At 58.7% G+C, this 19,988-nt stretch carries 19 protein-coding genes; 15 read left to right on the top strand and 4 right to left on the bottom strand.

The annotated features are described in order from the left end of the window. Positions 1-173 precede the first annotated feature (173 nt). Entirely contained in the window at positions 174-941 is a 768-nt protein-coding gene (locus tag AC07OJ_RS29300; protein ID WP_065910250.1) for a GntR family transcriptional regulator, read from the top strand. Positions 942-976: 35 nt separating this feature from the next. On the opposite strand, the gene smpB is transcribed toward AC07OJ_RS29300, so the two are convergent. Then, complete coding sequence (smpB, locus tag AC07OJ_RS29295) at positions 977-1,459, bottom strand: SsrA-binding protein SmpB (protein ID WP_060752280.1); 483 nt, start codon at positions 1,457-1,459, stop codon at positions 977-979. A 167-nt stretch (positions 1,460-1,626) separates the two neighbouring features. Here smpB and AC07OJ_RS29290 point away from each other — a divergent pair, with 167 nt between their 5' ends. Both AC07OJ_RS29290 and AC07OJ_RS29285 read left to right on the top strand, forming a co-directional pair. After that, positions 1,627-2,061, top strand: coding sequence for a type II toxin-antitoxin system RatA family toxin (locus AC07OJ_RS29290; RefSeq protein ID WP_005791512.1), 435 nt, complete (start codon positions 1,627-1,629; stop codon positions 2,059-2,061). Continuing rightward, positions 2,054-2,356: an RnfH family protein gene (locus AC07OJ_RS29285; RefSeq protein WP_495095703.1), complete on the top strand. Its 303-nt coding sequence runs from the start codon at positions 2,054-2,056 to the stop codon at positions 2,354-2,356. The genes AC07OJ_RS29290 and AC07OJ_RS29285 overlap by 8 nt, the downstream gene beginning before the upstream one ends. 63 nt (positions 2,357-2,419) lie before the next feature. Here the strand turns inward: AC07OJ_RS29285 and AC07OJ_RS29280 are convergent, their stop codons facing one another. After that, the gene (locus tag AC07OJ_RS29280) at positions 2,420-2,947 is read right to left on the bottom strand and encodes an outer membrane protein assembly factor BamE (protein WP_065910254.1); all 528 of its coding nucleotides are present in this window, start codon (positions 2,945-2,947) and stop codon (positions 2,420-2,422) included. A gap of 98 nt (positions 2,948-3,045) precedes the next feature. Here AC07OJ_RS29280 and fur point away from each other — a divergent pair, with 98 nt between their 5' ends. Further along, a complete protein-coding gene (gene fur / locus AC07OJ_RS29275) occupies positions 3,046-3,450 on the top strand; it encodes a ferric iron uptake transcriptional regulator (protein ID WP_003194220.1) in 405 nt (134 codons plus the stop codon). Positions 3,451-3,536: 86 nt separating this feature from the next. On the opposite strand, the gene recN is transcribed toward fur, so the two are convergent. Further along, positions 3,537-5,210 carry a DNA repair protein RecN gene (gene recN, locus AC07OJ_RS29270; protein WP_065910256.1) on the bottom strand — a complete coding sequence of 558 codons (1,674 nt, stop codon included), beginning with the start codon at positions 5,208-5,210 and terminating at the stop codon, positions 3,537-3,539. Positions 5,211-5,464: 254 nt separating this feature from the next. On the opposite strand from recN, the gene grpE reads away from it, so the two are divergent. The 8 genes from grpE (at position 5,465) to AC07OJ_RS29230 (ending at position 15,931) form a co-directional block, all read left to right on the top strand. Next, a complete protein-coding gene (gene grpE / locus AC07OJ_RS29265) occupies positions 5,465-6,025 on the top strand; it encodes a nucleotide exchange factor GrpE (RefSeq protein WP_106802601.1) in 561 nt (186 codons plus the stop codon). A gap of 102 nt (positions 6,026-6,127) precedes the next feature. Next, on the top strand, positions 6,128-8,044 hold the full coding sequence (gene dnaK, locus AC07OJ_RS29260) for a molecular chaperone DnaK (protein ID WP_065910260.1): 1,917 nt from the start codon (positions 6,128-6,130) through the stop codon (positions 8,042-8,044). Positions 8,045-8,361: 317 nt separating this feature from the next. Further along, the gene (gene dnaJ / locus AC07OJ_RS29255; protein ID WP_065910262.1) at positions 8,362-9,486 is read left to right on the top strand and encodes a molecular chaperone DnaJ; all 1,125 of its coding nucleotides are present in this window, start codon (positions 8,362-8,364) and stop codon (positions 9,484-9,486) included. 9 nt (positions 9,487-9,495) lie between these two features. Beyond that, positions 9,496-10,302: a 4-hydroxy-tetrahydrodipicolinate reductase gene (dapB, locus tag AC07OJ_RS29250; RefSeq protein WP_106802602.1), complete on the top strand. Its 807-nt coding sequence runs from the start codon at positions 9,496-9,498 to the stop codon at positions 10,300-10,302. 259 nt (positions 10,303-10,561) lie between these two features. Continuing rightward, complete coding sequence (gene carA, locus AC07OJ_RS29245; RefSeq protein ID WP_065910266.1) at positions 10,562-11,698, top strand: glutamine-hydrolyzing carbamoyl-phosphate synthase small subunit; 1,137 nt, start codon at positions 10,562-10,564, stop codon at positions 11,696-11,698. A gap of 105 nt (positions 11,699-11,803) precedes the next feature. Continuing rightward, positions 11,804-15,025, top strand: coding sequence for a carbamoyl-phosphate synthase large subunit (gene carB / locus AC07OJ_RS29240; RefSeq protein WP_065910267.1), 3,222 nt, complete (start codon positions 11,804-11,806; stop codon positions 15,023-15,025). Beyond that, the gene (greA, locus tag AC07OJ_RS29235; protein ID WP_003235048.1) at positions 15,022-15,498 is read left to right on the top strand and encodes a transcription elongation factor GreA; all 477 of its coding nucleotides are present in this window, start codon (positions 15,022-15,024) and stop codon (positions 15,496-15,498) included. The genes carB and greA overlap by 4 nt, the downstream gene beginning before the upstream one ends. A 28-nt stretch (positions 15,499-15,526) precedes the next feature. Then, positions 15,527-15,931 (top strand): MFS transporter, encoded by a 405-nt coding sequence (locus AC07OJ_RS29230; RefSeq protein WP_495095702.1) that lies wholly within the window; start codon positions 15,527-15,529, stop codon positions 15,929-15,931. Positions 15,932-15,940: 9 nt separating this feature from the next. Here the strand turns inward: AC07OJ_RS29230 and AC07OJ_RS29225 are convergent, their stop codons facing one another. Then, positions 15,941-16,249, bottom strand: a complete 309-nt coding sequence (locus AC07OJ_RS29225; protein ID WP_010206607.1) for a YhbY family RNA-binding protein — start codon at positions 16,247-16,249, stop codon at positions 15,941-15,943. Positions 16,250-16,355: 106 nt separating this feature from the next. Between AC07OJ_RS29225 and rlmE the strand changes: the two genes are divergently transcribed. The 3 genes from rlmE (at position 16,356) to folP (ending at position 19,977) form a co-directional block, all read left to right on the top strand. Next, the gene (gene rlmE / locus AC07OJ_RS29220; protein ID WP_010206606.1) at positions 16,356-17,006 is read left to right on the top strand and encodes a 23S rRNA (uridine(2552)-2'-O)-methyltransferase RlmE; all 651 of its coding nucleotides are present in this window, start codon (positions 16,356-16,358) and stop codon (positions 17,004-17,006) included. Between the two features lie 200 nt (positions 17,007-17,206). Continuing rightward, positions 17,207-19,117, top strand: a complete 1,911-nt coding sequence (ftsH, locus tag AC07OJ_RS29215) for an ATP-dependent zinc metalloprotease FtsH (RefSeq protein WP_032803717.1) — start codon at positions 17,207-17,209, stop codon at positions 19,115-19,117. An 8-nt stretch (positions 19,118-19,125) separates the two neighbouring features. Next, positions 19,126-19,977: a dihydropteroate synthase gene (gene folP / locus AC07OJ_RS29210; protein WP_495095701.1), complete on the top strand. Its 852-nt coding sequence runs from the start codon at positions 19,126-19,128 to the stop codon at positions 19,975-19,977. The last annotated feature ends 11 nt before the right edge of the window (positions 19,978-19,988 follow it).

Raw genomic sequence — 19,988 nt, 5'->3', positions numbered from 1 at the left:
TTAAAAGGCTTCGGGCCGGTGTGTCAATTTGCCGCTTGCGAAACTTTGGTCTCAGGTCTGCGAGGACGGGGAGCTGAGCGGATAAATCCAAGGCGTTCTGATAGGTGCTGCGAGCGCGGCGATAGGCCAGAATAGAGGGCCCGGCGAGTGGTCGGGATGGTGGAGAGTGAGTTATGGGGTTTGATCAGGTGCGTCAGCGCCGTTTGTCTGACGATATTGTCGAGCAGCTTGAGGGCATGATCCTTGAGGGCACGCTGAAGTCGGGTGAGCGCTTGCCGGCCGAACGGGCCTTGGCTGAGCAATTTGGCGTGTCGCGCCCGTCATTGCGCGAAGCAATCCAGAAGCTGGCGGCCAAGGGCTTGCTCGTGAGTCGTCAGGGCGGTGGCAACTATGTCGCGGAGTCGCTGGGGTCTACGTTCAGTGATCCACTGTTGCACCTGTTGGAGAACAATCCCGAAGCGCAGCGTGACTTGCTGGAGTTTCGCCAGACCCTGGAAGCTTCTTGTGCTTATTACGCCGCATTGCGCGCCACCGAGGTGGATCGCGAGCGGCTGACGGCGGCGTTCGAAGCACTGCAGGATTGCTACACCCGCGCCGATGACGTGAGCCGGGCGGAGGAGGGGGCGGCGGATGCAAGGTTCCACTTGGCGATTGCCGAGGCCAGCCACAATGCGGTGCTGCTGCACACGATTCGCGGCTTGTTCGATCTGCTCAAGCGTAACGTGGTCACCAACATCGGCGGCATGTATCAGCAGCGCACGGAAACCCGTGACATGCTGATCAGTCAGCACCGGGATTTGTACCTGGCGATTATCGAGGGGCGGGCAGAGCAGGCGCGAGAGGTTTCAACACGTCACCTGCTGTATGTGCAGGAAGTGTTGGAAGAGGTGCGTCAGGAGGTTCAGCGCGTGGCGCGTGCCGAGCGGCGCAAGGGGATGTAGCCGCGGGCGTTCCCGAAGCTACACCGCGACAAGGATTATTCTTCCTTGCCCTTGTTGCGTACGGCGCGGTGCAGTTCCCGGTTGGAATCGCGCTCGCGCTCGGTATCACGCTTGTCGTATTCCTTCTTGCCCTTGCCCAGCGCGATCTCGCACTTGACCAGGTGCTTGCTCCAATACCAGGACAGGCAGACGCAGGCATAGCCCTTCTGCTGCACGGCGGCGGCGAGCTTGTCGATCTCGCGGGCGTTGAGCAGCAGCTTGCGCGTGCGTACCGGGTCGGCAATCACGTGGGTGCTCGCGGTGGTCAGCGGGGTGATATGACTGCCGAGCAGCCACGCCTCGCCATCCTTGAGCAGCACATAGCTGTCGACCAGTTGCAGCTTGCTGGCGCGCAGACTTTTTACTTCCCAGCCGGCCAGGACCAGACCAGCCTCGAAACGATGTTCGATGAAGTAATCGTGTCGCGCCTTTTTATTTTGCGCGATGGTCCCTGTGGGGTGTTTCTTTTGTTTAGCCATAGGGGCGGCATTATAGGGAGTTGCGAGCGTGTCGGCTACGGTCAACCTGCGTGCTTGAGCGTGTTGGACGAATCCCGGACAATGCAGGCAGTTCTTTGGTTTTTTTCTCTCGCGGATCGGGCTGTTCTTTCGCGATGTTTTGCCTCAGCAGTGGAAATGACGCACACATGACGACGCATATTCAACGTTCGGCGTTGCTGCCTTATCCGGCACAGGCGCTCTATGACCTGGTCAACGACGTTGCGCGTTACCCGGAATTCCTGCCTTGGTGCTCGACTGCCGAGGTGCTGGAAAGCAGTGATGAGCACATGGTCGCCAGCGTTGGTGTGGCGAAGGGCGGTCTTAGCCAGCATTTTGTTACGCGCAATGTGCTGGTGCCCGGGAAATCCATTGAAATGAACCTGCAGGAGGGGCCGTTCACCCAATTGCATGGTGTGTGGGTGTTCAAGGCGCTGACTGACAAGGCGTGCAAGATCAGCCTGGACCTGTCGTTTGATTACGCGGGGCCTATCGTGCGAGCAACACTGGGGCCGCTGTTCAATCAGGCGGCCAATACCCTGGTGGATGCGTTTTGCCAGCGAGCCAAGCAACTGCATGGTTGAGATTGAGGTGGTATACGCCGCAGAAGATCGGCAGGTGTTGCTGGCGGCGGCGGTTCCCGAAGGCACCAGCTTGCGAGCGGCGGTGCAGGCTTGCGGGATCGGGGCGCAGTTTCCGGCGCTGGATCTGGCGGATTGCTCTTTGGGGATATTTGGCAAGGTGATTGCGGACCCCGACGTGCGAGTTGTGCAGGCGGGCGATCGTATTGAGATTTACCGGCCTTTGCTGGCCGATCCTAAAGAAGTGCGCCGCTTGCGTGCAGCCAAGGCGGCGCTGGCCAAGCAGCAAAATCCATAGGCTTGCCAAGCAGCAGGCAATAAAAAACCCGGCATGCCGGGTTTTTTATTGGGCGCCGCTCAGTTACTGCGGGCTGGTGTCCAGAGGCTGTGGCGTCGGGACCGGCACAGTTTCCACGCCGTCGACGTCTTTCTGGATCTTGTCGAGCAATGAGCCTGGTTTGGCTGGCACTTCAGACTTCGGCTTCTCGTTTTCCTGCGCAGGGGCAGTCACGTTGGCGCCGTTGTCCTTGCCGAGCAAGGCTTCATCTCGGCTCACGCCGGGCATGAAGTCACCAGACAGGCTGACGAGTTGGTCATTGCCATTGAAAATGACGCTGACGCGCTCCTGCTGGCGTTCACCGCCACCCGGCTGGATGCTGTAGAGATAATCCCAGCGATCAGCATGGAAAGTGTCGGTCAGCAGGGGGTTGCCCATGATAAACCTTACTTGCCGTCGGGTCATTCCCGGGCGTAACTGGTCTATCATGTCCTGCGTGACGACATTGCCCTGCTGGATGTCGATTTTGTAAACCCCGGGGAATGAACAACCGGCGAGTGCGAGCAGTCCCACAAAGGTGAAACTGGTTAGCAAGAGCTTGGTGTTTTGCATCGGTGGGCGACTTCCACTATCTTGGCTGGGACAACGTAAACGCCGATCATACCCGTATTAAGAGAAGCTGCGAAGCAGCATCCGCGAGAAAGCTAACCATGGTTGAAAATAGCGAACTACGCAAAGCCGGTCTTAAAGTGACTCTGCCACGAGTCAAGATTCTACAAATGCTCGATTCTGCTGAGCAGCGCCACATGAGTGCCGAGGATGTTTACAAGGCGCTGATGGAGTCTAACGAGGACGTTGGCCTGGCCACGGTTTACCGTGTGCTGACCCAGTTTGAAGCCGCAGGGCTGGTGGTTCGTCATAATTTCGACGGCGGTCATGCAGTGTTCGAATTGGCTGACGGTGGTCATCACGACCACATGGTTGACCTGGATACCAATGAGGTTATCGAGTTCACCAGCCCTGAGATCGAAGCGCTGCAGCATAAGATTGCTGAGGAGCATGGCTTCGATCTGGTTGACCATAATCTGGTCCTGTACATCCGTAAGAAAAAGTAAAAAACGACGCAGATTCTCTCTGCGAAACGATCGAAGGCGACCCTAGGGTCGCCTTCGTGCTTTCTATAAGGGAGAAAATGCTAGCTTCAGGCTTTCGCGGCCACCACCATTTTCTTCGCGTGGGCCAGGGACTCTTTGGTCAGGTCGATACCGCCGAGCATCCGAGCCACTTCTTCCACACGTTCCGATTTGTTCAGCTTCGACACGGCTGTGTGTGTCGCTTCATCGCCGCGCACCTTGTGCACAAACAGGTGTTGATGCCCCTGTGCCGCTACCTGTGGCAAGTGAGTCACCGTCAGCACCTGGCCTCTATCCCCCAGGCGTCGCAACAACTGGCCAACAATTTCTGCGGTCGGCCCGCCGATACCGACGTCCACTTCGTCGAATACCAGCGTAGGCACCCGTGACGTTTGGGCGGTAATCACCTGGATCGCCAGGCTGATGCGCGACAACTCGCCGCCGGATGCCACTTTTGCCAGCGCCTTGAGCGGCTGCCCAGGGTTGGCGCTGACCAGCAGTTCTACCTGCTCCAGGCCGTGGGGCTGCAGCTCATTGCTGGCATTGGCGCGCAATTCAATCGTGAAGCGCCCACCCGGCATGCCCAGGCGCTGGATCTCCTGCTCTACGGCACTGGCCAGGCTGGCGGCTGCTTGCTGGCGCAGGTCGCTCAGCTCGCGGGCCTTCTCTTGATAGTGACGGGCAAAGGATGCGAGTTCATCGCCCAATCGTTCGATGGATTCGTCGTTGGCATTCAGTGTTTCGATTTCATCCAGCAGCTTTTGCTGCATCGTGGCCACGTCGGTGGGCTGGATTCGATGTTTGCGCGCCAGGGTATAGATAGTGTCCAGGCGCTCCTCTATTTCCTGCAGGCGGGAGGGATCGGCATCAAAGTGGTCGAGGAAGCGATTCAACTCGCCCACGGCTTCTTCTACCTGGATCTGCGCACTGGTCAGCAGGGTGGTGGCTTCGCTGAGCGAGCCCGAAGCATTGTTGACGCTGGACAGTCGGTTGAGGCTGGCCGTCAGTGCGTTGAGCACATTGCCCGAATCGCTTTCGCTGCATTGCTCCACCACTTGGCGGCAGATGCCCAACAGGGTTTCGGCATTGGTGAGGTTCTTGTGTTCCTGTTCGAGTTGTTCCAACTCGGTCTCGCCGAGTGCCAGGCTTTCGAGCTCTTCAAGCTGGTAGCTGAGCAGTTGATGGCGAGCGCGCTGCTCGTCGCCGGAGTTGGAGAGTCGCTCTAATTCCTGGCGGGTCTGGCGCCAGCGTTGAGCGGCAAGCTGCACCTGGCGGGCCAGGTCGGTGGCGCCGGCATATTCGTCGAGCAGGCGGCGGTGGGTGTCGGTTTTCAGCAGGGACTGGTGTTCATGTTGGCTGTGGATATCGATGAGCAACTCGCCCAGGGCTTTCAGGTCGCCAAGCGGGCAGGGCGTGCCATTGATGTAGCCGCGCGAGCGCCCTTCGGCGGTGATCACCCGGCGCAGGATGCACGGCCCCTCATTATTCAGGTCGCGCTCGGCGAGCCAGGCCTCGGCTTCGGGAATGTCTGCCAGGTCGAAGGTAGCCAGGATGTCGGCCTTGTCCGCACCCGGACGCACCACGCCGCTGTCGGCGCGATCGCCCAGGGTCAGGCCGAGCGCGTCGAGCATGATCGACTTGCCGGCGCCGGTTTCGCCTGTGATTACGCTCATCCCGCGATCCAGTTCGAGATCCAGGTGTTCAACGATGGCGTAGTTATGTACGGACAGGTGCACGAGCATGAACGTCGTTCCCAGGCTTTAGGTCTGGTTATTTATACAGTGTTTTATTCAGGGCTGACAATCCTGGCGCTTAGCTCGATTTGCTTGAGTCGCCACTTTTTTTAGCGCAATGAGGAATGATGGGGCAGGAATTGATCCCGGTCATGGGAAAGACTTTTGGTAACGCCTGCGCCCTTGAACCCTGAAATTGTGGCCCCATATACCGGAACAGAAGCGCGAGTTGAGTTCGCGCATGATTTTGAAAGGAGAAATCTATGGCTGACGAACAGACGCAGGATACGCAAACTCCAGACGCTACCCAGGCTGGCTCGGAAGACCTGGCCGTGCGTGTGCAAGTGCTCGAAGAGCAATTGGCCGCTGCGCAGGACCAGTCTTTGCGTGTTGCCGCCGATCTGCAGAACGTCCGCCGCCGTGCCGAGCAGGATGTAGAGAAGGCTCACAAATTCGCGCTGGAAAAATTCGCCGGTGACTTGCTGCCGATCATCGACAGCCTGGAACGTGGCCTTGAGTTGTCCAACCCGGACGACGAAAACATCCGCCCAATGCGCGAAGGGATCGAACTGACCCTGAAAATGTTCCAGGACACCCTGAAGCGTTATCAGTTGGAAGCCATCGATCCAACCGGCGGCGAACCGTTCAACGCTGAGCATCACCAAGCCATGGCCATGCAGGAAAGCCATGACTTGGAGCCTAACAGCGTGTTGAAAGTGTTCCAGAAGGGGTATCAGCTCAATGGTCGCTTGCTGCGCCCGGCGATGGTTGTAGTGAGCAAGGCTCCTGCACCGGTTTCGCCTTCTATTGATGAGCAGGCTTGAAATACGCCGTAAGGCCCCCATCTATAAGTCAAGCGTTTAAGTGCTACCGCAGTTAGCCACCACTGCTGCGGCATCCAAATTCAAGTTTCGGGAGAGTAAATCATGGGCAAAATTATCGGTATCGACCTGGGGACCACCAACTCCTGCGTCTCCGTCATGGAAAACGGCAAAGCCAAAGTTATCGAAAACGCCGAAGGCGCGCGTACCACGCCGTCGATCATTGCTTACGCAAATGATGGCGAGATCCTCGTTGGTCAGTCGGCCAAGCGTCAGGCTGTCACCAACCCGCACAACACCCTATACGCGGTGAAGCGTCTGATCGGTCGTAAGTTCGACGAAGAAGTCGTACAGAAAGACATCAAGATGGTGCCTTACAAAATCGCCAAGGCTGACAACGGCGACGCCTGGGTTGAAGTCAATGGCAACAAGATGTCTGCACCGCAGATCTCGGCTGAAGTCTTGAAAAAGATGAAGAAGACTGCCGAAGACTACCTCGGTGAAGCAGTGACTGAAGCGGTCATCACCGTTCCGGCCTACTTCAACGACAGCCAGCGCCAGGCGACCAAAGACGCCGGCCGCATCGCGGGCCTGGACGTAAAACGTATCATCAACGAACCTACCGCAGCCGCTCTGGCCTACGGTATGGACAAGGCCAAGGGCGACCACACTGTGATCGTTTATGACCTGGGTGGCGGTACGTTCGACGTCTCGGTCATCGAGATCGCTGAAGTTGACGGCGAGCACCAGTTCGAAGTGTTGGCCACCAACGGCGACACGTTCCTGGGTGGTGAAGACTTTGACATTCGTCTGATCGACTACCTCGTTGACGAATTCAAGAAAGAAAGCGGCATGAACCTCAAGGGTGACCCGCTGGCTATGCAGCGCCTCAAGGAAGCTGCTGAAAAAGCCAAGATCGAGCTGTCCTCGAGCATGTCGACCGACGTCAACCTGCCGTACATCACTGCAGACGCCACTGGTCCTAAGCACTTGAACGTGAAGATTTCTCGCGCCAAGTTGGAAGCACTGGTTGAAGACCTGGTTCAGCGCACCATCGAACCTTGCCGCATTGCCCTGAAAGACGCAGGTATCGACGTTGGTTCCATCAACGACGTGATCCTGGTGGGCGGTCAGACCCGTATGCCACTGGTACAGCAGAAAGTAACCGAGTTCTTCGGCAAGGAAGCACGTAAAGACGTGAACCCGGACGAAGCGGTTGCCATGGGTGCTGCCATCCAGGGCGCGGTATTGGCCGGCGACGTGAAAGACGTGCTGCTGCTGGACGTCAGCCCGCTGACCCTGGGTATCGAAACCATGGGCGGCGTGATGACTGCGCTGATCGAGAAAAACACCACGATTCCTACCAAGAAATCCCAGGTGTTCTCGACTGCCGATGACAACCAAGGCGCTGTGACCATTCACGTGCTGCAAGGTGAGCGTAAGCAAGCGGCTCAGAACAAGTCCCTGGGCAAGTTCGACCTGGCCGAGATTCCACCAGCACCACGTGGCGTGCCACAAATCGAAGTGACCTTCGACATCGACGCCAACGGCATCTTGCACGTAGGTGCCAAGGACAAGGCGACTGGCAAAGAGCAGAAGATCACCATCAAGGCCAACTCCGGTCTGTCTGATGAAGAAATTCAACAGATGATCCGTGATGCTGAAGCCAACGCCGACGCAGATGCCAAGTTTGCCGAGCTGGCTGGCGCCCGTAACCAGGGTGATGCACTGGTTCACTCGACCCGCAAAATGGTCGCGGATGCTGGCGATAAAGTGACTGCTGAGGAGAAGACCGCAATCGAAGCTGCCGTGGTTGCCCTGGAAGCCGCCATCAAAGGCGACGACAAGGCTGCCATCGAAGCCAAGGTTGAGGAGCTGTCGAAAGTCTCCGCACCGGTTGCCCAGAAAATGTACGCCGAGCAAGGGCAGCCGGCTGATGGTGCTGCACAGCACGCAGAGCCTGAAGCCAAGCACGACGACGTTGTCGATGCCGAGTTCGAAGAAGTCAAAGACCAAAAGTAAGTTGGTCGCCCGGTTGACCGCTATCAAGCGGTGACTGGTAGGATGTCGCCGCGCGGGAGCTTGCTCCCGCGTTGGCGTGTCTGGGGTATGCGAATTTTTACAACATGCGACAACGCTCGGATGTTGGCGGTGTGATCGGGAATGCTCCTGCTTCCCGGGCGACAGTCACCGCGTTTTTGGCCGGGTCCCTGGCTGAAAGCAGTAATGACCAGGATCGTTGAATTGACGTGAGTTGGGTCCGGGCCTGTATTGGGGCTCAACGAGTTTGGCAAGGCTCAGGAGGGTCTGGCCAAACGTCCTTAAGAGTGCAAAGACTTATGGCAAAGCGTGACTATTACGAAGTATTGGGTGTGGAGCGCGGCTCCAGCGATGCGGACCTGAAAAAGGCTTACCGTCGCCTGGCGATGAAGCACCACCCGGACCGTAATCCGGATAGCAAAGAATCCGAAGAAATGTTCAAGGAGGCCAACGAGGCCTACGAATGCCTTTCTGATCCGAACAAGCGTGCGGCTTACGACCAGTATGGTCATGCCGGTGTCGACCCGAGCATGGGCGGCGGCGGTGCAGGTTTCGGCGGCCAGAACTTCTCCGATATCTTCGGCGACGTTTTCAGTGACTTCTTTGGCGGTGGCCGGGGTGGCCAGCGTGGTGGCGCCCAGCGTGGCAGCGACTTGCGCTACACCCTCGAGTTGAACCTGGAAGAGGCCGTGCGCGGTACCAGCGTCAACATCCGCGTGCCGACGCTGGTTAATTGCAAGCCGTGCGATGGCTCGGGCGCCAAGAAAGGCTCCTCGCCGATCACCTGCCCGACCTGTGGCGGTATCGGCCAGGTCCGTATGCAGCAGGGCTTCTTCTCGGTGCAGCAAACCTGCCCGCGCTGCCACGGCCAGGGCAAGATCATTTCCGATCCGTGCGACTCGTGCCACGGCGAAGGTCGCGTCGAAGAGTACAAGACCCTGTCGGTCAAAGTGCCGGCGGGTGTGGATACCGGAGACCGCATCCGTTTGTCGGGTGAGGGCGAGGCGGGCACCCAGGGTGGCCCTACCGGTGACCTGTACGTGGTGATCAATGTGCGTGAGCACTCGATATTCCAGCGCGACGGCAAGCACCTGTTCTGCGAAGTGCCGATCAGCTTTGTCGATGCAGCCTTGGGCGGCGAGTTGGAGATTCCGACCCTGGATGGTCGGGTCAAGCTGAAGATCCCCGAGGGTACCCAGACCGGCAAGCAGTTCCGTATTCGTGGCAAGGGCGTTGCGCCGGTGCGCGGCGGTGGTGCAGGCGATCTGATGTGCCGCGTAGCGGTCGAGACCCCGGTCAACCTGGGGCGTCGTCAGCGTGAGCTGCTCGAAGAGTTCCGCAGTTCGTTGGAAGGTGACGACTCCCATTCACCGAAAACCACTGGGTTTTTCGATGGCGTGAAGCGCTTCTTCGGCGACCTGTAAGGAGTGGATATGCGACGTATAGCCGTTATGGGCGCTGCCGGGCGCATGGGGAAGACGCTGGTCGAGGCGGTGCAGCAGCGCTCGCCGGCGTCCGGGTTGACCGCAGCCATCGTTCGCCCGGGCAGCACGTTGATTGGTGCGGATGCGGGCGAGTTGGCCTCGCTGGGCCGTATCGGTGTGTCGTTGTCGAGCAGCCTGGAGCAGGTGGCTGAAGAGTTCGACGTGTTGATCGACTTTACCCTGCCTGACGTGATGCTGAAAAACCTGGCGTTCTGCCGCAAGGCGGGCAAGGCCATGGTGATCGGTACGACGGGTTTGAGTGCCGAGCAGAAGCAGTTGCTGGTGGAGGCGGGCAAGGATATCCCGATCGTCTTCGCGGCCAACTTCAGCGTGGGTGTGAACCTGTCGCTCAAGTTGCTGGATCTGGCGGCGCGCGTGCTGGGGGATGAGGCGGATATCGAAATCATCGAGACCCATCATCGTCACAAGATCGATGCGCCGTCGGGCACCGCGCTGCGCATGGGTGAAGCCATCGCTGAGGCGTTGGGCCGGGATTTGTCCAAGGTGGCCGTATATGGCCGTGAAGGTCATACCGGTGCGCGTGCGCGTGACACCATCGGCTTTGCGACCGTGCGCGGTGGTGATGTTGTGGGTGATCACACCGTGCTGTTTGCCACTGAAGGTGAGCGCCTGGAGATCACGCACAAGGCCTCCAGTCGCATGACGTTTGCCAAGGGCGCCGTCCGTGCTGCGCTCTGGCTGGAAGGTCGTGAGCCGGGTCTGTATGACATGCGTGACGTGCTGGATCTGCACTAATCAGTAGCCAAAATCGGGCCTCAGGATTATCCTGAGGCCCCGTTTTTACCCGCTAAGCGACGTCCTGTCGCATTCCCCTGCCTTTAAGGCTCATTAGCGGTGGACCAAAAAAGCCTTTTTCTGTAAGCTACAGCTTTAGTGTGTCCACTAAAAGCGCGCAGAATAATTCGGTGAAGAAGCGGGGTGACGTGTCCATACGTCACTCCGCTTTTTTACAACCTGCGATCGCCCTTTCAGGCTTTATTTACGGGAGGTCTTCTTGACTAAGCCAGCCATACTCGCCCTTGCTGATGGCAGCATTTTTCGCGGCGAAGCCATTGGAGCCGACGGTCAAACCGTTGGAGAGGTGGTGTTCAACACCGCCATGACCGGCTATCAGGAAATCCTTACCGATCCTTCCTACGCCCAACAGATCGTTACCCTGACCTATCCGCACATCGGCAACACCGGTACTACACCGGAAGACGTCGAGTCTGATCGTGTCTGGTCGGCGGGTCTGGTAATTCGTGACCTGCCACTGGTCGCGAGCAACTGGCGTAACACGATGTCGCTGTCCGATTACCTGAAAGCCAACAATGTTGTGGCAATCGCCGGTATCGATACGCGTCGCCTGACACGCATCCTGCGTGAAAAAGGCTCGCAGAACGGCTGCATCATGGCCGGTGAGAATATTTCCGAAGAGGCAGCGATCGCTGCTGCGCAAGGCTTCCCTGGCCTGAAAGGCATGGACCTGGCGAAAGTCGTCAGCACCAAGGAAAAGTACGAGTGGCGCTCCACCGTCTGGGACTTGAAGACTGACAGTCACGCGACCATCGAGGCTGCTGAGCTGCCTTACCACGTCGTCGCCTATGACTACGGCATCAAGTACAACATCCTGCGCATGCTGGTCGAGCGCGGTTGCCGCGTGACCGTGGTACCTGCGCAAACTCCGGCCAGCGATGTGCTCGCCCTGCAACCGGACGGCGTGTTCCTGTCCAACGGTCCGGGTGACCCCGAGCCTTGCGACTACGCCATCCAGGCGATCAAGGATGTGCTGGAAACCGAAATTCCAGTCTTCGGTATCTGCCTGGGTCACCAGTTGCTGGCCCTGGCCTCCGGCGCCAAGACCCTGAAAATGGGGCACGGCCACCACGGTGCCAACCACCCTGTGCAAGACCTGGACACTGGCGTTGTGATGATCACCAGCCAGAACCACGGCTTTGCGGTGGATGAAGCGACCCTGCCGGGCAACGTCCGCGCAATTCACAAGTCGCTGTTCGACGGCTCCCTGCAAGGCATCGAGCGCACTGACAAGAGCGCATTCAGCTTCCAGGGCCACCCTGAAGCAAGCCCGGGCCCGAACGACGTAGCGCCGCTGTTCGACCGTTTCATCAATGAGATGGCCAAGCGACGCTGACTGAGTGGCCTGCGGGCGGCCCCGACTGTCGGTGGCCCCCGCAGGCTCTTCAAAGAATGTTCAAGACGGCTTGCCGACTGACCTGCGGATTTGAGTGACAAACCCATGCCAAAACGTACAGACATAAAAAGCATCCTGATTCTCGGCGCTGGCCCGATCGTTATCGGCCAGGCCTGCGAATTCGACTACTCCGGCGCCCAGGCCTGTAAGGCCCTGCGCGAGGAGGGCTACCGCGTCATCCTGGTGAACTCCAACCCGGCGACCATCATGACCGACCCGGCCATGGCCGACGCCACCTATATCGAGCCGATCAAGTGGCAGACCGTTGCCAAGATCATCGAGAAAGAGCGTCCGGACGCGCTGCTGCCCACCATGGGCGGCCAGACTGCACTGAACTGCGCCCTGGACCTGGAACGCGAAGGCGTGCTGGAAAAGTTCGGCGTAGAGATGATCGGCGCGAATGCCGACACCATCGACAAGGCTGAAGACCGTTCGCGTTTCGACAAGGCGATGAAGTCCATCGGCCTGGCGTGTCCGCGCTCCGGTATCGCCCACACCATGGAAGAAGCCAACGCAGTCCTCGAGACTCTCGGCTTCCCGTGCATCATCCGTCCGTCCTTCACCATGGGCGGCACCGGTGGCGGTATCGCCTACAACCGTGAAGAGTTCGAAGAAATCTGCGCCCGTGGTCTGGACCTGTCGCCGACCAAGGAACTGCTGATCGACGAATCGCTGATCGGCTGGAAAGAATATGAAATGGAAGTTGTCCGCGACAAAAAGGACAACTGCATCATCGTCTGCTCCATCGAAAACTTTGACCCGATGGGCGTGCACACCGGTGACTCGATCACCGTTGCTCCGGCACAGACCCTGACCGACAAGGAATACCAGATCCTGCGTAACGCCTCCCTGGCGGTATTGCGCGAGATTGGCGTTGAAACCGGCGGTTCCAACGTTCAGTTCGGTATCTGCCCGAACACTGGCCGCATGGTCGTGATCGAGATGAACCCGCGTGTATCGCGTTCGTCGGCCCTGGCGTCGAAAGCGACCGGCTTCCCGATCGCCAAGGTCGCGGCCAAGCTGGCTGTGGGTTACACCCTCGATGAGCTGTCGAACGACATCACCGGCGGCAAGACCCCGGCGTCCTTCGAACCGTCCATCGACTACGTCGTCACCAAGCTGCCACGTTTCGCCTTCGAGAAATTCGCCAAGGCTGACGCGCGCCTGACTACTCAGATGAAGTCGGTTGGTGAAGTCATGGCCATCGGCCGTACTTTCCAGGAATCCCTGCAGAAAGCCCTGCGCGGCCTGGAAGTGGGCGTTTGCGGCCTGGACGAGAAGCTCGACCTGAGCAACCCGGAAAGCATGAGCGTGCTCAAGCGCGAGCTGACCGTGCCGGGCGCCGAGCGTATCTGGTACGTGGCTGACGCCTTCCGCGCCGGCATGACTGTCGAAGACATCTTCGGCATGAATATGATCGACCCGTGGTTCCTGGTGCAGATCGAAGATCTGATCAAGGAAGAAGAGAAGGTCAAGACCCTCGGTCTGGCCAGCATCGACCGCGACATGATGTTCCGCCTCAAGCGCAAAGGCTTCTCCGACCAGCGCCTGGCCAAGCTGCTGGGTGTGACCGAGAAGAACCTGCGCACGCATCGCCACAAGCTGGAGATCTTCCCGGTCTACAAGCGCGTTGACACCTGCGCCGCCGAGTTCTCCACCGACACCGCCTACCTGTACTCCACCTATGAGGAAGAGTGCGAAGCCGCCCCGTCGGGTCGCGACAAGATCATGATCCTGGGCGGCGGTCCGAACCGTATCGGCCAGGGTATCGAGTTCGACTACTGCTGCGTACACGCCGCTCTCGCCCTGCGCGAAGACGGGTACGAGACCATCATGGTCAACTGCAACCCGGAAACTGTTTCCACCGACTACGACACCTCTGATCGCCTGTATTTCGAGCCAGTGACCCTGGAAGACGTGCTGGAAATCGTGCGCGTCGAGAAGCCAAAAGGCGTGATCGTCCAGTACGGCGGCCAAACTCCGCTGAAACTGGCGCGTGCCCTTGAAGCGGCCGGCGTGCCGATCATTGGCACCAGCCCAGATGCCATCGACCGTGCGGAAGACCGTGAGCGCTTCCAGCAGATGGTTGAACGCCTGAACCTGCGTCAGCCGCCGAACGCCACCGTGCGCAGCGAAGACGAGGCCATCCGCGCCGCCAGCAAGATCGGCTACCCGCTGGTGGTGCGTCCGTCCTACGTACTGGGCGGTCGGGCGATGGAAATTGTCTACGAAGAAGAAGAACTCAAGCGTTACCTGCGCGATGCGGTGAAAGTGTCCAACGACAGCCCGGTGCTGCTGGACCACTTCCTCAACTGCGCTATCGAAATGGATGTGGATGCGGTCTGCGACGGCACTGACGTCGTGATCGGCGCGATCATGCAGCACATCGAGCAGGCGGGTGTTCACTCCGGTGACTCGGCGTGCTCGCTGCCACCGTACTCGCTGCCGGCGCACATCCAGGACGAGATGCGCGAACAGGTCAAGAAAATGGCCCTGGAACTGGGCGTGGTCGGCTTGATGAACGTACAGTTGGCGCTGCAAGGCGAAGACATCTACGTCATCGAAGTCAACCCGCGCGCTTCGCGTACCGTGCCATTTGTTTCCAAGTGCATCGGTGTGTCCCTGGCCATGATCGCTGCCCGCGTGATGGCCGGTAAGACCCTGAAGGAAATCGGCTTCACCAAGGAAATCATTCCGAACTTCTACAGTGTGAAAGAGGCGGTGTTCCCATTCGCCAAATTCCCTGGTGTGGACCCGATCCTGGGCCCAGAGATGAAGTCCACCGGTGAAGTGATGGGCGTGGGCGATACCTTCGGTGAAGCGTTCGCCAAGGCCCAGATGGGTGCCAGCGAGGTGCTGCCGACCGGCGGTACTGCGTTTATCAGCGTGCGTGATGATGACAAGCCACTGGTTGCAGGCGTGGCCCGTGATCTGATCAACTTGGGTTTTGAAGTCGTGGCCACCGCCGGGACCGCCAAGCTGATCGAGGCTGCCGGCCTGAAAGTGCGTCGCGTGAACAAGGTGACGGAAGGCCGTCCGCACGTGGTCGACATGATCAAGAATGACGAAGTCACGCTGATCATCAACACCACCGAAGGTCGCCAGTCGATCGCGGACTCCTATTCCATTCGTCGTAACGCCTTGCAGCACAAGATCTACTGCACCACCACCATTGCTGCTGGCGAAGCCATCTGCGAAGCACTCAAGTTCGGTCCGGAAAAGACCGTGCGTCGCTTGCAGGATCTACACGCAGGATTGAAGGCATGACCAAATACCCAATGACCGTCCAGGGCTTCAAGGCCCTGGAAGAGGAGCACGCCCATCTGACCAAGGTCGTACGTCCAAAGCTGAGCCAGGACATCGGTACGGCCCGCGAACTGGGTGACCTTAAGGAAAACGCCGAATACCATGCTGCTCGCGAGCAGCAAGGTATGGTCGAGGCGCGGATCCGTGACATCGAAGGCCGCCTGCAGAACTCGGTGGTCATCGACGTAACGACCATTCCGAAGACCGGCAAGGTGATTTTCGGTACCACCGTGGAAATCGCCAACGTCGAGACTGACGAAAGCGTGGTCTACCACATCGTCGGGGAAGACGAAGCTGACTTCAAACTCGGCAAGATCTCCGTCGGCTCCCCGCTTGCCCGCGCCTTGATTGCCAAGGAAGAGGGTGACGTGGTGGCGGTCAAGACGCCGGGTGGCGTGATCGAGTACGAGATTGTTGAAGTTCGTCACGTCTGAACGGCGGCGCCCGCTTCGTGCGGGCGCCATGCTTTGGCAGCTTGCCCAGATGCTTTGGGTGGGCGGCCTGTGGTTGTTGCACATTGGCGTGTTACCGGCGCTGGGCCTGATTGGCCTGGCACCGTTGCTGATCGATGAGATCGATGGATTACTGAGTGCGCTGCTGGTGGGTTTTGCGGCGGCGTGCGTGACGCTCCAGGCGTTGGTGCTGGTCAAGGCCGAAGGCTTGGAGAGTTTGTGGCGGGATATTCGCGGCCAACTGCTGTTGATGGCGCTGTATGCATGTGCGATGTACTGCATTGTGCATGTGTGGCTGCCGGAAGCGTTGCGCTGGCAGCTATTCAGCTATCTTGTGCTAGGGTTCTCCGGCCTGGTGCTGGTTATACAGCCTGCACCGGGATGGAGTGGCGGGGCGCGCGAAGCACGCCCGTGACCCTTGTTGTCATTTGAAGCGATGAACGTTCGACAGTTGCTTGTTGACGCTGAAGTTCTTGCGATACAGCAGCGCCATCTTGCCGATGACCTGGACCAGGTCCGCTTTGCCAACCTTGCACAGTTCTGCAATGGCGGCCAGGCGCGCTTCACGGTCAAGGATATTGACCTTGATCTTGATCAGTTCGTGATCGTTCAGTGCGCGTTCAAATTCGGCTAACACACCTTCAGTCAAACCGTTATCTGCCACAATCAAAACTGGTTTCAGATGGTGGCCAATGGATTTGTACTGTTTCTTCTGCTCTTGAGTGAGCGGCATAATCTGACCCCTGCGTCTGATCTTGTAAAAAGCGGCGGCCAGTTTACCCGAGCGAGTCCGGGACCGCCCAGTTAATCACGACCCGTTTTATTTTTCGAGGTGGCCCGTGGCCCGTTCCAAAACTAGCCTTAAGTGGCTGCAAGAGCATTTCAACGATCCTTACGTCAAAAAGGCGCAGAAGGACGGCTACCGGTCCCGGGCCAGCTACAAGCTGCTGGAGCTCCAGGACAAGGACAAATTGTTTCGCCCCGGCATGAGCGTAATCGACCTGGGTGCAGCACCCGGTGGCTGGTCCCAGGTGGCCAGTCGTCTGATTGGCGGGCAAGGCCGATTGATCGCTTCCGACATCCTCGAGATGGACAGCATCCCGGATGTAACCTTCGTGCACGGCGATTTTACCCAGGACGCCGTACTGGCCGAGATCCTGGAAGCCGTCGGAAATTCGCAGGTAGACCTTGTGATTTCCGACATGGCCCCCAATATGAGTGGATTACCGGCTGTTGATATGCCGCGAGCCATGTTCCTGTGCGAGTTGGCGCTGGATCTGGCGGGGCGGGTATTGCGTCCGGGTGGTGATTTCCTGGTCAAGGTCTTCCAGGGTGAAGGCTTCGACGAGTACCACAAGAACATCCGCAAGCTGTTCGACAAGGTACAGATGCGTAAACCGGACTCTTCCCGGGACCGGTCTCGCGAGCAATATCTGCTGGCGCGGGGGTTCCGCGGCATTGAAGGCGCTGCCAGTGATGAGCGTCTTTGAAGGTTTGAAGGGAGTCGATAGGTTTTTTTATATCGCTTTCGTCACGAAGCTTTACGAATATTGTGTAGTCAAAGTTTCACAAAGGGTTACAGACGGCGCCTGCCAGAGTTGTAGGTAATGTAGTAAGTTAGGCCGGTGAATATCATGCGAAGCGCGCGCCAGTAGCGGAGCTTGCTTCAGAGGGTAGTTAATTGAACGATATGGCAAAGAATCTGATCCTGTGGTTGATCATCGCGGCTGTCCTGGTGACGGTGATGAACAACTTCTCCAGCCCTAACGAGCCGCAGACCCTCAACTATTCCGACTTCATCCAGCAAGTTAAGGATGGCAAGGTCGAGCGCGTGGCGGTTGATGGCTACGTGATCACCGGCAAACGCAACGATGGCGATAGCTTCAAGACCATTCGTCCGGCCATTCAGGACAACGGTCTGATCGGCGACCTGGTGGATAACCATGTGGTTGTCGAAGGCAAGCAGCCTGAGCAGCAGAGCATCTGGACTCAACTCCTGGTGGCCAGCTTCCCGATCCTGGTGATCATCGCCGTGTTCATGTTCTTCATGCGCCAGATGCAAGGCGGTGCGGGAGGCAAGGGCGGGCCGATGAGCTTCGGCAAGAGCAAGGCGCGCCTGCTCTCCGAAGATCAGGTGAAGACCACCCTGGCTGACGTCGCGGGTTGCGACGAGGCAAAGGAAGAAGTCGGTGAGTTGGTTGAATTCCTGCGCGATCCGGGCAAGTTCCAGCGCCTGGGCGGCCGTATTCCTCGCGGCGTGCTGATGGTCGGTCCTCCGGGTACCGGTAAAACCTTGCTGGCCAAGGCGATTGCCGGTGAAGCCAAGGTGCCTTTTTTCACCATTTCCGGTTCTGACTTCGTCGAAATGTTCGTCGGTGTCGGCGCCAGCCGCGTTCGCGATATGTTCGAGCAGGCCAAGAAACACGCACCGTGCATTATCTTCATCGATGAAATCGACGCTGTTGGTCGCCATCGTGGTGCTGGCATGGGCGGTGGTCACGATGAGCGTGAGCAGACCCTCAACCAGTTGCTGGTCGAGATGGATGGTTTCGAGATGAATGACGGCATCATCGTCATCGCTGCGACCAACCGTCCTGACGTGCTGGACCCTGCGCTGCTGCGTCCAGGCCGCTTCGACCGTCAGGTTGTCGTAGGCTTGCCGGATATCCGTGGTCGCGAGCAGATCCTCAAAGTCCACATGCGCAAAGTGCCGATGGGTGACGATGTCGCTCCAGCAGTGATTGCGCGTGGTACGCCGGGTTTCTCCGGTGCCGACCTGGCCAACCTGGTGAACGAAGCTTCGTTGTTCGCGGCCCGTACAGGCAAGCGCATCGTCGAGATGAAAGAGTTCGAACTGGCGAAAGACAAGATCATGATGGGCGCAGAGCGCAAATCCATGGTCATGTCCGAGAAAGAAAAGCAGAACACCGCTTACCACGAAGCCGGTCACGCCATTGTGGGTCGCGTTGTGCCAGAGCATGATCCGGTCTACAAAGTGTCGATCATTCCTCGGGGTCGGGCGCTGGGTGTCACCATGTTCCTGCCGGAAGAGGATCGTTACAGCCTCTCCAAGCGTGCGCTGATCAGCCAGATCTGCTCACTGTACGGCGGTCGAATTGCTGAAGAGATGACCCTGGGCTTTGATGGCGTAACGACCGGTGCTTCCAATGACATCATGCGTGCCAGTCAGATTGCGCGGAACATGGTGACCAAGTGGGGCTTGTCGGAGAAACTCGGTCCGTTGATGTACGCCGAGGAAGAGGGTGAGGTGTTCCTGGGTCGTGGGGGTGGTGGTCAGAGTGCCAGCTTCTCCGGCGAGACAGCCAAACTGATCGACTCCGAAGTGCGCAGCATCATTGACCAGTGCTATGGCACGGCCAAGCAGATCCTGACCGACAACCGTGACAAGTTGGACGCCATGGCTGACGCGTTGATGAAGTACGAGACTATCGATGCTGACCAGATCGACGACATCATGGCGGGCCGTACGCCGCGTGAGCCGCGTGATTGGGAAGGTGGTTCGGGCACCTCTGGCACTCCGCCTGTCGTGCAGAACGAACGCCCTGAAACCCCGATCGGTGGTCCGGCAGCTGACCACTAAGGTTTTAAATGACTTCTGTGTTGTCCTCCACCCGGTTGCCTTGCGGCAACCGGGCTCTTGATTTGGCCCATACGCACGTGATGGGCATTCTTAATGTCACCCCTGACTCCTTTTCCGACGGCGGCCGCTTCAGTCAGCTCGATGCTGCGTTGCGCCATGCCGAAGCAATGGTGTCGGCGGGGGCGACCCTGATTGATGTCGGCGGTGAGTCGACTCGGCCGGGCGCTCGGGTGGTTTCTCCGTTGGAGGAGCTGGAGCGTGTGGCGCCGATTGTCGAGCGCATTGCTCGCGAGCTGGATGTCATTATCTCGGTCGATACTTCCACCCCGGCAGTCATGCGTGAGACGGCGCGCCTGGGGGCAGGGTTGATCAACGACGTGCGTTCCCTGCGGCGTGACGGCGCCCTGGACGCGGCGGCGGCTACCGGTCTGCCGGTGTGCCTGATGCATATGCTGGGTGAGCCCGGCAATATGCAGGACAACCCGCACTATGATGACCTGGTGGGTGAAGTGAGCAGCTTCCTGGCTGAAAGGGTCGCCCAATGCGCCGCAGTCGGGATTGCGCCTGAAAAGATTATCCTGGATCCAGGGTTTGGCTTCGCCAAGTCCTTGCAGCACAACTTAAGCCTGTTCAAGCACATGGAGTCCCTGCATGCCCTTGGTCGGCCCCTGTTGGTCGGTGTTTCGCGCAAGAGCATGATAGGGATGGCACTGAATCGTCCGGTAGGTGAGCGGTTGTACGGCGGTCTCGCACTCGCGGCGCTTGCTATGACCAAGGGTGCGCGTATCTTGCGCGTGCATGATGTCGCCGAGACGGTGGATGTGGTGCGCATGATTGCCGCGGTAGAATCAGCCGAATAAGAATGATGGAG

The organism is Pseudomonas sp. GW821-FHT09C08 (genome assembly GCF_059418125.1).
Note: the sequence above shows the minus strand (reverse complement) of the source record. Positions and strands in the feature narration are given on the sequence as shown.

What these genes read in the sequence shown, in the direction of transcription:
- AC07OJ_RS29300 (WP_065910250.1), top strand. Translation starts at nt 174, where the DNA reads ATGGGGTTTGATCAGGTGCGTCAGCGCCGTTTGTCTGACGATATTGTC.
- smpB (WP_060752280.1), bottom strand. Translation starts at nt 1,459, where the DNA reads ATGGCTAAACAAAAGAAACACCCCACAGGGACCATCGCGCAAAATAAA.
- AC07OJ_RS29290 (WP_005791512.1), top strand. Translation starts at nt 1,627, where the DNA reads ATGACGACGCATATTCAACGTTCGGCGTTGCTGCCTTATCCGGCACAG.
- AC07OJ_RS29285 (WP_495095703.1), top strand. Translation starts at nt 2,054, where the DNA reads ATGGTTGAGATTGAGGTGGTATACGCCGCAGAAGATCGGCAGGTGTTG.
- AC07OJ_RS29280 (WP_065910254.1), bottom strand. Translation starts at nt 2,947, where the DNA reads ATGCAAAACACCAAGCTCTTGCTAACCAGTTTCACCTTTGTGGGACTG.
- fur (WP_003194220.1), top strand. Translation starts at nt 3,046, where the DNA reads ATGGTTGAAAATAGCGAACTACGCAAAGCCGGTCTTAAAGTGACTCTG.
- recN (WP_065910256.1), bottom strand. Translation starts at nt 5,210, where the DNA reads ATGCTCGTGCACCTGTCCGTACATAACTACGCCATCGTTGAACACCTG.
- grpE (WP_106802601.1), top strand. Translation starts at nt 5,465, where the DNA reads ATGGCTGACGAACAGACGCAGGATACGCAAACTCCAGACGCTACCCAG.
- dnaK (WP_065910260.1), top strand. Translation starts at nt 6,128, where the DNA reads ATGGGCAAAATTATCGGTATCGACCTGGGGACCACCAACTCCTGCGTC.
- dnaJ (WP_065910262.1), top strand. Translation starts at nt 8,362, where the DNA reads ATGGCAAAGCGTGACTATTACGAAGTATTGGGTGTGGAGCGCGGCTCC.
- dapB (WP_106802602.1), top strand. Translation starts at nt 9,496, where the DNA reads ATGCGACGTATAGCCGTTATGGGCGCTGCCGGGCGCATGGGGAAGACG.
- carB (WP_065910267.1), top strand. Translation starts at nt 11,804, where the DNA reads ATGCCAAAACGTACAGACATAAAAAGCATCCTGATTCTCGGCGCTGGC.
- greA (WP_003235048.1), top strand. Translation starts at nt 15,022, where the DNA reads ATGACCAAATACCCAATGACCGTCCAGGGCTTCAAGGCCCTGGAAGAG.
- AC07OJ_RS29230 (WP_495095702.1), top strand. Translation starts at nt 15,527, where the DNA reads ATGCTTTGGCAGCTTGCCCAGATGCTTTGGGTGGGCGGCCTGTGGTTG.
- AC07OJ_RS29225 (WP_010206607.1), bottom strand. Translation starts at nt 16,249, where the DNA reads ATGCCGCTCACTCAAGAGCAGAAGAAACAGTACAAATCCATTGGCCAC.
- ftsH (WP_032803717.1), top strand. Translation starts at nt 17,207, where the DNA reads ATGGCAAAGAATCTGATCCTGTGGTTGATCATCGCGGCTGTCCTGGTG.
- folP (WP_495095701.1), top strand. Translation starts at nt 19,126, where the DNA reads ATGACTTCTGTGTTGTCCTCCACCCGGTTGCCTTGCGGCAACCGGGCT.